The 12,202-nt window shown below is 59.5% G+C and carries 11 protein-coding genes; 7 read left to right on the top strand and 4 right to left on the bottom strand.

The genetic code is table 11. The annotated features are described in order from the left end of the window. Positions 1 to 249 precede the first annotated feature (249 nt). Positions 250 to 984: a hypothetical protein gene (locus HZB29_11800; GenBank protein MBI5816280.1), complete on the top strand. Its 735-nt coding sequence runs from the start codon at positions 250 to 252 to the stop codon at positions 982 to 984. Positions 985 to 1,013: 29 nt separating this feature from the next. Continuing rightward, entirely contained in the window at positions 1,014 to 1,778 is a 765-nt protein-coding gene (locus tag HZB29_11795) for an MBL fold metallo-hydrolase (protein ID MBI5816279.1), read from the top strand. A gap of 85 nt (positions 1,779 to 1,863) precedes the next feature. On the opposite strand, the gene HZB29_11790 is transcribed toward HZB29_11795, so the two are convergent. Further along, positions 1,864 to 2,616, bottom strand: a complete 753-nt coding sequence (locus HZB29_11790; GenBank protein ID MBI5816278.1) for a glycosyltransferase family protein — start codon at positions 2,614 to 2,616, stop codon at positions 1,864 to 1,866. Positions 2,617 to 2,907: 291 nt separating this feature from the next. On the opposite strand from HZB29_11790, the gene HZB29_11785 reads away from it, so the two are divergent. Next, entirely contained in the window at positions 2,908 to 4,833 is a 1,926-nt protein-coding gene (locus HZB29_11785) for an aconitate hydratase (GenBank protein MBI5816277.1), read from the top strand. Positions 4,834 to 4,905: 72 nt separating this feature from the next. After that, positions 4,906 to 5,835, top strand: a complete 930-nt coding sequence (gene mdh / locus HZB29_11780) for a malate dehydrogenase (GenBank protein MBI5816276.1) — start codon at positions 4,906 to 4,908, stop codon at positions 5,833 to 5,835. A 116-nt stretch (positions 5,836 to 5,951) separates the two neighbouring features. Here mdh and HZB29_11775 read toward each other — a convergent pair whose 3' ends face one another. From HZB29_11775 to HZB29_11765, 3 genes are all read right to left on the bottom strand, one after another. Then, a complete protein-coding gene (locus tag HZB29_11775) occupies positions 5,952 to 6,884 on the bottom strand; it encodes a chemotaxis protein CheV (GenBank protein MBI5816275.1) in 933 nt (310 codons plus the stop codon). A 98-nt stretch (positions 6,885 to 6,982) separates the two neighbouring features. Further along, positions 6,983 to 8,533 (bottom strand): NAD(P)H-hydrate dehydratase, encoded by a 1,551-nt coding sequence (locus HZB29_11770; protein MBI5816274.1) that lies wholly within the window; start codon positions 8,531 to 8,533, stop codon positions 6,983 to 6,985. A gap of 35 nt (positions 8,534 to 8,568) precedes the next feature. Then, complete coding sequence (locus HZB29_11765; GenBank protein MBI5816273.1) at positions 8,569 to 10,845, bottom strand: hypothetical protein; 2,277 nt, start codon at positions 10,843 to 10,845, stop codon at positions 8,569 to 8,571. A 249-nt stretch (positions 10,846 to 11,094) separates the two neighbouring features. Between HZB29_11765 and HZB29_11760 the strand changes: the two genes are divergently transcribed. The 3 genes from HZB29_11760 to HZB29_11750 all read left to right on the top strand — a co-directional run bounded on the left by HZB29_11760 (position 11,095) and on the right by HZB29_11750 (position 12,199). Then, a complete protein-coding gene (locus HZB29_11760; GenBank protein ID MBI5816272.1) occupies positions 11,095 to 11,388 on the top strand; it encodes an HU family DNA-binding protein in 294 nt (97 codons plus the stop codon). Positions 11,389 to 11,537: 149 nt separating this feature from the next. Then, positions 11,538 to 11,771 carry a type II toxin-antitoxin system prevent-host-death family antitoxin gene (locus tag HZB29_11755; protein ID MBI5816271.1) on the top strand — a complete coding sequence of 78 codons (234 nt, stop codon included), beginning with the start codon at positions 11,538 to 11,540 and terminating at the stop codon, positions 11,769 to 11,771. Continuing rightward, complete coding sequence (locus HZB29_11750) at positions 11,771 to 12,199, top strand: type II toxin-antitoxin system VapC family toxin (protein ID MBI5816270.1); 429 nt, start codon at positions 11,771 to 11,773, stop codon at positions 12,197 to 12,199. Before HZB29_11755 ends, HZB29_11750 begins: the two co-directional genes overlap by 1 nt. The last annotated feature ends 3 nt before the right edge of the window (positions 12,200 to 12,202 follow it).

The raw sequence follows: 12,202 nt of genomic DNA, 5'->3' as shown, positions 1-12,202 counted from the left end.
CCCCCCCCCCCCCCCCCCCCCCCACGAAAAGTCAAGAAATATTTTGACGGAAAGTTATAAAGAATAGGGACGGGAGGTTTATATTCGGGTCAGACAAAACCAGCATTTTCTCCGCGAGCGCGGAAGGGCGGTTGAGCCGCCATCCGTCCCGTCATACGGCCTTTCATCCGTTCATCAGTCCATCCGTCCCTTGTGAATTGACTGGATTGGGGAGTGGGACAATAATCACGTATGTTCAATCGTAATTTAATGACCATAAAACGCGCCGCCGCGCTTTTGTTCCTGCTCGTTATGCCGCTTGGCCGTCCGGTGTCGGCCGATGACGCCGGAGACCGGGCGCGAAACGAGCTTTTCGCCGCGGTGTCGTCCAGTCTCAAGGATGCGCTCAAGGGTGACATCGGCGCCAAGGACAAAGGATACGCAAATTTCCTCCTTGCCGCATACACCGCAGACCCCGCGTACAGGGACGCGGCGGAGGGGATATTCAAAAAAATCGAGCCGCCGGAAAGCGCCGTGTACCTTGGCGCCATCGAAACGCTAAAGGCGCGTGATTTCGGCGGCGGCGGACTGATTCAATGGATCGTCAACGTCACCCCGGCCGGATTCGTGCGCCTGTATCACTCTTACAAGGGGATAGGCATCATGGACAGGGCGGTGACGGACAATCCGGAAAACCTGGAAATCAGGATCGCCAGAGCGAACGTTTATTATTCAATGCCGAAATTCTTCGGCAAGTTCGACACAGGTTATGATGACATCAACACCGTTCTTGCACTGATGGAAAACGGCAAGGCGCCCATTCCCGCCTGCGAGAAGCTTTTCCGGGACAAAAGCTCGGTCTATTTCATGGCGGGGCTTTACGCCATGGAAAAAGGAGACCTGGCAAAGAGCCTGGAAATTTTCGGCAAATCGGCCCGGTCGTGCGAAAGCTCGCCATTCGCAATCACTGCCCGTAAAATAGTAGAATCTAATCCGGGCAAATAAAAGGGCGCGGCAGGCCGCGCGGACATAGAATGGCGAATCTCACTTTCCTTGGCACCGGGACATCAACGGGGATCCCCATGATCGGGTGCGATTGCCCGGTGTGCGCATCGTCCGACACGCGGGACAAAAGGCTTCGCGCCTCCATATGGGTGCAAGGGGAGGGGGCCAGCGTGCTTGTGGACACCTCCACGGACCTTCGCGCCCAGGCGCTGCGGGCCGGGATACGCAGGCTGGACGCGGTGATATACACCCACCACCATGCCGACCACGTGCACGGCATAGACGAGCTTCGAAGCTTCAATTTCCTGCAAAAAGAGCCGGTGGCCTGTTACGGCAACCGGGAGACCCTGGAGCGAATCATGCGCATGTTCGGCTATATCTTCGACGACCATCCGGGAAAAGGGGGCGGAAAACCAAAGCTCGCCCTGAACGTTATCGAGGGGGAGATTTGCGTGGGATCTTTAAAAATCACGCCGGTCCCCGTGTTCCACGGGGAGATGGAGATATACGGGTATAGAATCGGTTCCGCCGCATACGTCACCGACTGCTCGAAAATCCCCCCTGCCTCCATGAAACTGCTCAAGGGGGTGGACACGCTCATCCTTGGCGCGCTGGGACTGAAAAGCCACGACACACATTTCACCGTCGAAAAAGCCCTCGGCGCGATAAAGAAGCTGGCCCCCCGCCGGGCATATCTTACGCACTTGAACCACAACATCGGGCACAAGGAATTGTCGCGCAGTCTGCCGGACAACGTGAAGCTTGCATACGACGGGCTGGAGGTGGAGATATGAATTAGCACCCTCACCCGGCGCTAAAGCGCCGACCTCTCCCCTCAAGGGCGAGGTGAAGGCCAGACCCCGCGCTCTAAAGGGGATTCTATTTCGTCTCCCGCCAGTCCTTCTGCTCCACGCCCGCGTTTATCGCCGCCATCTCCGGATGGGCCTCCAGCAACTTCACCGCGTGGACGCAATCGAAGGGTTCGCCATGCTCATCGAGCTTCGCGTAGATCGTTTTCACAAGCTCCATGTCCTTTGCGGTGTCCACGGTGAGCCTGTATCTCCTTCCGGTGACGCCGTTTGCGGCGGGGACGCGGTTGATGCGGAATTTGTCCGGGTTTGTGTACATGTAGGCGGTGACATGCTCCCGGTATTGCGGCGTTTGGGCCTCCCGCCATGTCCGCTCCAGCGCCTCCGCCGAGAAAACCTCCGCCGTCGAACCCAACGGGGCGGAGCCGGAAAGGCCCGTGTAATCGGCGCCGGAGGCAAGATGCGCTTTGATCATGTTGTTCAGGGTGGCCGGGTCCACCAGCGGATTGTCCCCTGTGGCGCGGACGACTGTTTGCGCCGGATACGCCCGGATGGCGGCCATATACCTGTCGAGCACGTCGTCTTCCGATCCGCGCACGCATGGCAACCCCTCGCTTGCCGCGAAAGCCTCCACCGCCGCGTCCGGCTCCAGGGTGGACGTGGCGATGATGACCGAATCCACAAGGGGTGTGTTCTTCAGCCGTTTCACCACCCACCACAGGAGCGGCTTTGGGCCGATGGGCTCGAATATCTTGTTGTGAAGCCTCGTGGAGCCGCACCTTGCCTGGATGATGGCGGCCACGCGGTGGAGAGTTCCGGACATTTTTACGATCCCTTGAGATTTGCGGGATATTATACCCCTTCCGCCGGGGGTGGGCCGCCCGCCGCCATCCTTATTTCCCGGCGGGCTGACAAGGCACGGGAAGGGGCGCCTTCCCCTCCTTTTCCCTTGACAATAAAATGGGAAAATTCCACAATTTAAAACCCGATCTGTGACATCATCTGTCTGGTGGGGAGTGTCTTAAACGGTCAAATCCCGGCAGGGGTATGTGCGCCCCAGGGCCGTGAAACTAACAAACGAACTTATAATTCTTAAAGGTTGGAGAGACTGGGAATGGGACTCAATCTTGCGCAGAAAATCCTTAAAAGCCATCTTGCCGAAGGCGAACTCAAACCGGGCGAAAAAATCGCCATCCGCATGGACCAGACCCTCACGCAGGACGCCACCGGGACGATGGCGTACCTCCAGTTCGAGGCGATGGGTATCCCACGGGTGAAGACCAAGCTGTCGGTCTCCTATGTGGACCACAACACGCTGCAGACAGATTTTAAAAACGCGGACGACCACCTTTACTTGCAGTCGGTGGCGGCGAAATACGGCATCCATTTCTCCCGCCCGGGCAACGGCATCTGCCACCAGGTGCATCTGGAGCGGTTCGGCGTGCCGGGCCAGACCCTTTTAGGATCGGACAGCCACACCCCCACCCAGGGCGGCCTTGGCATGATAGCCATCGGCGCGGGCGGGCTGGACGTGGCCATGGCCATGGCCGGGCAGCCTTTCGAGCTTGCATGCCCGAAGGTGCTTGCGGTGAGGCTGGAAGGGAAGCTTTCGGCGTGGGTGTCCGCAAAGGACATCATCCTTGAAGTTTTGCGCCAGCTCACCGTCAAGGGGGGCGTGGGCAAGATAGTCGAATACACCGGGCCGGGGGTGAAGTCCCTGAGCGTGCCGGACAGGGCGACGGTTACCAACATGGGCGCAGAGCTTGGCGCCACCACCTCCATATTCCCGTCCGACGCGAAGACGCTGGAGTTTATGAAGGCCCAGAAACGCGAGAAGTCGTGGAAAGAGCTTGGGCCGGACAAGGACGCAGTGTATGACGAGGAGATAGTGATAAACCTGGACAAGCTGGAGCCCATGGTGGCCCAGCCCCACAGCCCGGACAACGTAACGGCGGTGAAAAAGCTCAAGGGGGTGAAGGTGACCCAAGTGGCGATAGGCTCCTGCACCAACTCTTCATACCGCGACCTTATGGCCGTGGCCACGGCGCTTAAGGGGAGGACGGTGCATCCGAACTGTTCGCTGCTCATATCGCCGGGGAGCAAGCAGGTGTTCAAGATGATAAGCGACAACGGGGCGCTGGCCACGATGATTTCCGCCGGGGCCAGGGTGCTGGAGTCCGCCTGTGGGCCATGCATAGGCATGGGCGCCGCGCCCAACAGCGCGGGGGTCTCCATCCGCACGTTCAACCGCAACTTCAAGGGGCGCTCCGGCACGGACGACGCGGGGGTGTACCTTGTCAGCCCGGAGACGGCGGCCGCCTGCGCCATCAAGGGGGAGATAGCCGATCCGCGCAAGCTTGGCAAGTTCAAGGCTGCGGCCCTGCCGAAAAAATACGAAGTGAACGACAACATGGTGGTGTTCCCCCTTGCTCCCGCCAAGGCGGCAAAGGTGGACATCGTCCGCGGCCCGAACATCGCCCCGCTGCCAAGGTTTGACAGGCTGGCGGAGTCCCTGAGCGGCCCTGTGCTGCTAAAGACGGCGGACAACATCACGACCGACGACATCATGCCGGCCGGCGCCAAGGTGCTGCCGCTGCGCTCGAACATCCCCGCCATATCCGAATTCGTTTTCGAGAAGGTGGACAAGACCTTTCCCAAGCGCGCCAGGGAAGCGGCCGGCGGATTCGTGGTGGGGGGGACCAACTACGGGCAGGGCTCCTCGCGCGAGCATGCGGCCATCGCCCCCAAATACCTGGGGGTGAAGGCGGTGATCGTGAAGTCCTTCGCCCGGATACACATGGCAAACCTTATCAACTTCGGCATCCTGCCGCTTGTGTTCGTCACCGAGGCGGACTACGGCAAGATAGACCAGGGGGACGAGCTTTCGATAAACACCGCGAACCTGGACAACCTTACGGTGGTCAACAAGACCAAGGGGATACAGATTCCGGTGAAGCACTCGATGGGTGGGCGGGACCTGGAGGTGATAAAGGCTGGCGGGTTGCTCACCTGGGCCGCGTCCCGGGCCTCCAACGGGTAAGAGGGGCCGTTTTTTCCGCCGTCCGGGGCGATGCGGGCGGCGCGGTTATTGACAACTTGCAAGGATGATCCGATGTCGAAGAAAAAGATAACGGTGATCGGGGCTGGCAACGTGGGCGCCACAACGGCCCAGCTTCTGGCGTACAAGAAACTCGGCAACGTCTGCCTTGTGGACGTTGTGGAGGGGGTGCCGCAGGGGAAGGGGCTCGACCTTATGGAGTCCGCGCCGCTGGAGAATTTCGACTGCAACATCGTGGGCACAAACTCCTATGAGGAGACGGCCAACTCCGACGTGGTGGTGATGACCGCCGGCGTGGCGCGAAAACCGGGGATGACCCGGGAAGACCTGCGCGACATCAACGCCGGGATCGTGAAAAGCTGCGCCGAACAGGTGAAAAAATACTCCCCCAACTGCTTTATGATCGTGGTCACAAACCCGCTGGACACCATGGCCTGGGTGGCCATGAAATATTCCGGGCTGCCCAAGCACAGGATCGTGGGTATGGCCGGGGTGCTGGACTCCACCCGGTTCCGCTCTTTTATCGCCATGGAGCTTGGCGTCTCCAACGAGGACGTGCACGCAACGGTGCTCGGCCTTCACGGGGAGGACATGGTGCCCATGCCCCGGCTTTCGTCGGTGGCGGGGATACCGATCACGGAGCTTTTGTCAAAAGCCAAGATAGACGCCATGGTGGAACGCACCAGGCAGGGAGGCGGCGAGATAGTAAAGCTGCTCAAGACCGGATCGGCCTTTTACGCCCCGGCGTCGTCGGTTGTGAACATGGTGGAGTCCATCATCCTGGAGAAGAACAGGATTGTGGCCGCCGCCGCGTACCTTGAAGGGGAATACGGCCTGGACGGCATATTCATGGGCGTCCCGGTGAAGCTCAACTGGAACGGGATCGAGAAGATCATAGACCTGAAACTCACCGTCGAGGAACAGGCGGAATTGCGCCGCTCGGCGGACGCTGTGAAGAAATCGGTGGCCCAGCTTAAAGTGTAGGGTCTTGCGCTAAAGACTTTTTGGCCGCCGGTCTTTTCGGATCGGCGGTTTTTTTGTTTGCTGGGGCTGACAAGAGAGATGACCTCGATGATGCGCCGTTCCGGAGCCTCCCGGCCTCACTTCTTCAGGCAGTAGTAGTCTATTATTTCCACAAGGTGGCTGGTCTGCGGCTTGGTGGTGAATGCGTTGGCCCCCACGTCCCGGCACTTGGCGGCCATCTGCTCGTTTATCATCGAGGAGAACATTATAACCGGCAGGTTGGGCAGGTTAAGCTCCGTGCGCACCCTTTTGCAAAAAGTCAGCCCGTCCATCTGGGGCATCTCGATGTCGGTTATCACCCCGTTGAGCATCTCGCTGATGTCCACCCCCGCCTCGTCGGCGCTGCGTTTGACACGGGTCACCTCGTCGAAAGCGTCCTTGCCGTTGGTGAACACCTGCGCGTTCGCGTAGCCCACCTTGCGCAGTATCTTGATTATCGCCTCCCGTATCAGCGGCGAGTCCTCCGCGATCACAAGCCGCGCCTCGCCACGGCTGATCTCCTTTGGTGGAAGCTTCTCCTCGTCAAATGTTACCCCCGTGTCCGGGTATATCACCGATATTATGTGCTCCAGGTCCAGGATCAGTATCTGCCGGTCCTCTATATGCACGGTGCTTGTGACCATCGGCCGGTACTGGCTCTGGAAGGTGGTCACCGGCTTTACGTCCTCCCAGGAGCAGCGGCGGATCTGCCGCACCCCGTCCACCAGGAATCCGTTCACAAGTGCGTTGAACTCGCACACCAAAATCACCTGCCGCGCCGGCTGCTTTTCCTTGTCCACCTTGAGGGTGACGCTAAGGTCTATCAGCGGGAAAGTGTCTCCCCGCAGGAAGTAAAGCCCCAGCATGGAAGGGTGGTTTTCCGGCAGTTGGGTCACCGCCTTGGCGTCATACTGGATGATCTCCCGCACCTTGGCCACGTTCACCCCGTAGCTTTGGTTTGCGATGACGAACTCGACTATCTCGAATTCGTTTGTTCCGCTTTCCAGCAGGATTTCCTGTTGCGTGCTCATCTGAAATATTTTCCGGCCATGGTGTTTTCCGGCGGATGGGAGCCGCCTCTGTTTTTCCCGATTATCGTGTCCATTATGCTAATCCAGCTTCGCGCGGATTACAACCTCCCAAATACGTCTGGAAGAAGTTTTATAAGGTCGGAGGCGATGAGGCCCCGGGGATCGCCATGCTCCTTTGCGAAAATGTCCGCGGCAAGCCCGTGCAGGTAAACCCCCGCCACGGCGGCGTTCTCCGCATTGACTCCTTGCGCCAGTAGCCCCCCTATCATGCCGGCGAGCACGTCCCCGGTCCCGGCGCAGGCCAGGCCGTGGTTTCCTGTTGGGTTCACATAAGCTTTTCCGTCCGGCGTGGCGATCACCGTCCCGGCCCCTTTAAGGACCACCACCGCCCCGCTTTGCCCGGCAAGGGCCAATGCCGCGCCGATCCTGTCCGATTGTATTTCATCAACGCCGGCCCCGGTGAGCCGGGCCATCTCCCCGGGATGGGGGGTGATGACCGTCGGAGCCGTCCGGTTTTTTATGATGTCCGCCCCATGCCCGAGGCAGTTTAATCCGTCCGCGTCCACCACCATCGGCGCCTCGATTTCCGCCACGGCCCGCTTTGCGAACGCTGCGGTGGAGGGATGTGTGGAAAGACCCGGGCCTAATATAACGGCCTGCATGGCGCCAGCGGCCTGTATGAAAATGTCCGCCGCATCCGAGGCGATGGAGCCGCTTTCGGTCTGCGCAAGCGGTCTTGCGATCACCTCCATCACGCCGGTCTCAAACGGCCCCACAAGGCCTGAGGGGAGCGCCGCTGTCACAAGCCCGGTCCCCATGCGCAACGCGGCAAGCGAGCATAAGGCCGCCGCCCCCCCCATCCCGGTGGACCCTGCGCCTATCAATAAATGCCCGAAAGTCCCCTTGTGGCCGTCCATCGCTCTTTTGGGCAGCATACGCTTTATGTCCGCGATTTCCGGCAATAGCGCGGCGAATGGCGATTCCTCGAGCACCTTGCGCGGGATCGAGATGTCCGCGATGACAAGTTCTCCCGCGGCGGCTCGGGCAGGGTAGGTGACAAGCCCGATTTTCGGCAGGCCGAAAGTCACCGTCACGTCCGCCGTAAAATGGGCGCCGGGGATCACCCCGCTGTCCGCGTTCACCCCCGACGGGATGTCCACCGCCACCTTAAGTTTCCCCTGGCCGTTCATCACGTCCAGTATTTCGGTGAAAAAACCGGTGACGGCCGATGTCAGCCCGGTCCCGAATAAAGCGTCCACCACCACGGTGGTGTGCATGAACTTGAGTTTAAAGTTGTGGATGTGCTTTTCGGAGGTGAACTCTTTCACCCGGCCCCCCATGGCCGCGAAGGCGTCCAAGTTAAGCTTCGCGTCCCCCTTGACCTCGTCTTTATGCGTGGCGAGGAACACCGTGGGCTCCGCCCCCATGTTCAGAAGGTGGCGGGCGGTCACAAAGCCGTCCCCGCCGTTGTTCCCTTTGCCCGCGAAGATGTTCACCCGGACTTTGCGAAGGTCCGGGATCCTGTCCCGTATCGTCTTCACCACCGCCAGCCCGGCGTTTTCCATCAGAGTGGAGCCGGGCACTCCCGTTTCCCCGATGGCGCGCCGGTCGATTTCCCGCATCTGGGCTGCGGTGACGATCTTTATCATGGCGAAACGCTATGCGGCCCCGGGAACAACCTGTGTCACCCCTGGCCTTTGAGGTTGAAATAGTCGTTTAGCTTCTTTTCTATTTCTCCGAGCAGGAACTTGAGCTCCACGATCTGCTGGCCGGCCTTCTCTATGGTGCGCTCCTCGTCCATCAGCGCCGACACCTTGGCCTTCACGTCCTCCGACAGTATGTTCAGGTCGTTGAGGCGCTGCTCCATCCTTCCCATGATGGAAAGCCTGGAGGTGAGCCTGTCCATCTTCGACTCTTCCTCGGCCATCAGCTCGTTTATCGACGATATCTTCGACGATACGCTCTTGAGGCTCTCCTTGTCCCTGTCCAGCGTGTCGCGCTGCGTCTGGATGTCCTTTAGCATGGTCGAAAGCCCCGCCACCTGCTCGGAGGTCATTTTCACCCGCTCTTCGGAGGCTTGCAGCCCGGTTATCCTCTCCTCGATGGTCTCGTGGATGGAGTTCAGGTAGGAAAGCTTCTTTTCCAGCTCCACTATCTTCTCCTCCTGGGCGCTCACCACCTTGAGCCGGCCTTCCACGTCCATAAGTTTTCCGGCCATCCCTTCCACGTTCTCCCGCACCGTCTGGCTCTGGCGCACTATCGCCGCCGCCTCGTCCAGCTGGTTCTGCGCTTTTACGATCGCAGGCTCCACCCGGCTTGTGACGCTCTCCACTTCCGCAAGCTTGAGGGCGCCGGTGTCTATTTCCTCCAGCTTGCGCCCGATCTGCCCTTCCGTCTCCGCAAGCCGTCCGTACAGCGACTTGAGCCTGGCCTCCGCCGCGTCCACCGCCGCCTTTTCCTTGGCCAGGTTCAATATCCTGTCCTCCAGCGACGAGGTCATCTCCCGGAACGACTCGATTTTCCTGTCCAGCGTCTCCACGAACTCCACCTTCTTGGACACCTTGTCTATCTTGAAATTGGCGTCCTCGATGAAGAAGTCCAGCCCTTCCAGCTTTTTCTCCAGCTTTTCCACGAGCCCGCGCCGCTCCAGCTGGTTTTCCATCTTCACGTCCAGGTTTAGCACCATGTCGTTGAGCGAGTTGATCTTGTTCTCCACCTGCTCCACCATGTTGCGCCGCTGCGAAAGCTCCTCCATCCGCCTGTTCACCGAATCGAACATGTCCTCGAATTTGGCCAGCCCCGCCTCGATGTCCCCGGCGATCTTCACGTCCTCCCGGAACTTGCCAAGCTTGCCTTCCATCTGCTCGGCGGATGCGTAGAACCTGTCCATGTCCTTTTGCATCGCCTCCACAAGGCGCGCCTGCTCCAGCGTGGTCTTTATCTTCTCCTCCACCGAGTCGCGCAGGATGCCGTTTAGCTCCACCACCTTGGCCTCCGTCTCCTCGGCCCGCTTTTTCTCGTCCTTTATCCTTGAAAGGTTGGCCTCCACGCCGGCGGCGGCCGTGTCCAGCTCCGATAGCCTGGCGGTGACCTTGGCCACCTGCTCCTCCCTGGCCAGCACGTTGCGCATCTCCACCCGCAGGCTGTTCATGTCGTGCAGCAGGCTGGCCACCTCCCTTTGCGTCTCGCCGACGAGCACACGCTGGCGCGCAAGGTCGTCCAGCGCCCCGTGCATCCCTTCCACGGCCTCTTTGCCGCTCCTGATCTCCGATGTGAAGTTCTCCACGGACTGGCGGTGGGCGTTCATCAGCTCCATCTTCCCGTCCACGTCGCCGATGAGCTTTTTCATCGAGCCTGTGCGCTCGTCCGCCTGGACGATCAGCTCCTTGAATTTTTCCACGCTCTCCATCCGCCCGGAGATGGCCTCCAGCATGTTCTCAAGGCGCACTATGTTCTTCTCGGACTTGCGGACCAGCTTGTTCTCCTCCGAAAGCCGCTTGATCTTCGCCTCCATGTCCCAGAACAGAACGTTGAGCTTGCCCGCCTCCTCGTTGGCCCGCTCCACCACCACCCGCTGGAGCGAAAGGGACTTTATCTTGGAGTTGATATGCTCGACGAGCTTGTTTACCGACTCGATGTCCTTCTTGTTGCGCACGAGAAGCTCCATCACGTCGCCGGCCTTTTCGCGGGTGTCGAAAATGGCGGACTCGGCGGAGCGGAATTCGGCCAGCCTGCGGTCCATCTCCCTGGAGACGGACTCTACGGCGCCAAGCTTTTCCTCCACCGCCCGGAACGCGGCCGCCTTGTTCTCCAGCGACTCCTGGTTCTTGCTGACGTATTCCACCAGAAGCTGCAGGCTTTTTCGTTCCTTGGCCGCTTCGGCCAGGTATTCCCGGAGGGATTCGATGTCGGCTTTGGAAAAACCCTGGACCGCCGCGGCGGCCTGGACAGGCTCGGTCATGTCTCGTTTTCCTCCTGGAATGATGGGCTGTGAATCGTCCCCCGCTTCATGAAACCGCAGGGTTATTTATTATATCCCAAACCGCGTCCGCGGTGCGCGGGAAGATTTTTTCCTCGCGCAAAGCCGGTGAAGGGCGCGGCGGGAGGGCGGGGGGCGCAAATTTTATGTTGAATCGTCAGGGAAACTCTGATAAAAATCACTAACTTTAAATTTCCGTATGGCCACAACGAAATAGAGGAGACCGTTTATATGGCTGGAAAAAAACCGATGACCAAGGCCCAGATCGCCGACGCAGTCGCCGCCAAGGCCGGACTTACAAAAAAGCTCGCCGCGCAGATCATTGATGACCTGGCCGCGCTGGCCCACAAGGAGGCCAAGAACGGCTTCACGCTGCCGGGCCTGGGCAAGCTTGTGCTCGTCAACCGCAAGGCCCGCAAGGGGCGCAACCCGCGCACCGGCGAAGTGATCAAGATCCCGGCCAAGAAAGTGGTGAAGTTCCGCGTGGCCAAGGCGTGCAAGGACGCCGTGCTCGGCGCGAAATAGCCGATCAGCCGTATAAAGGCCCTTAAGGCCGCGCGTCAAGCGCGGCCTTTTTTTATTTGTCCGCGGATGTCCCGGTTGATGGAAAAGCTCCGCGCCGCGCTGGAGATGGTATATAATTTGACCATAATATTGGTTCTATTTTGAGCGTCATGGTCACTATAAGCGTCGCAAAGGCGAAGGCGGGATTGAGCGGCCTGCTTGAACGGGCGGAGTCGGGCGAGGAAGTTGTGATAACCAGGCATGGCAAGCCGGTCGCCCGGCTTTCGGCAGTGGAGGCTCCCAAAAAAAAACCGCCCTCTTTGGCGGAATTCCGGAAGCGTGCGCCGGCCTGGAGCAAGGCAAGCGTCAAACTGCTCCGGCAAATGCGCGATGAAGGTCTTTAATGCTCTATTTTGACACCAGCTTTGTCGCCCCGCTTCTTATGCAAGAGGAAACAAGCGTGAAGGTGGAGCGGTTTTTCGCCCGTCTTAAGGCTGGAGAATTGGCGGTCAGCCAATGGACGCTCGTCGAATTCTCTTCCCTGCTGGCCCGTGAGGTCCGGATGGGCGGTCTGGAAAGCGGAGCTGCCGCCAGGATCGACAATGAATTTATCTCCTTGATAGGGGCGTCGTTTGTAATCCTTCCTGTGGACGGCCGTGATTTCAGGCTGGCGCGCAGTTTTGTCCAGAAATATGCAAGTGGCCTCCGGGCGGGGGACGCACTCCATCTTGCGGTCTGTTCGAACAACAAGGTCAAGACAGTTTACAGCCTGGACAAACGGTTTGTGGAGGCCGGCCGGATGCTCAGCCTGCCAACAAGCCATGGGATATAAAGA

The organism is Nitrospinota bacterium (genome assembly GCA_016235255.1).
Classification (GTDB): Bacteria; Nitrospinota_A; UBA7883; order UBA7883; family JACRLM01; genus JACRLM01.
This window is presented reverse-complemented; position numbering and strand designations above follow the sequence as displayed.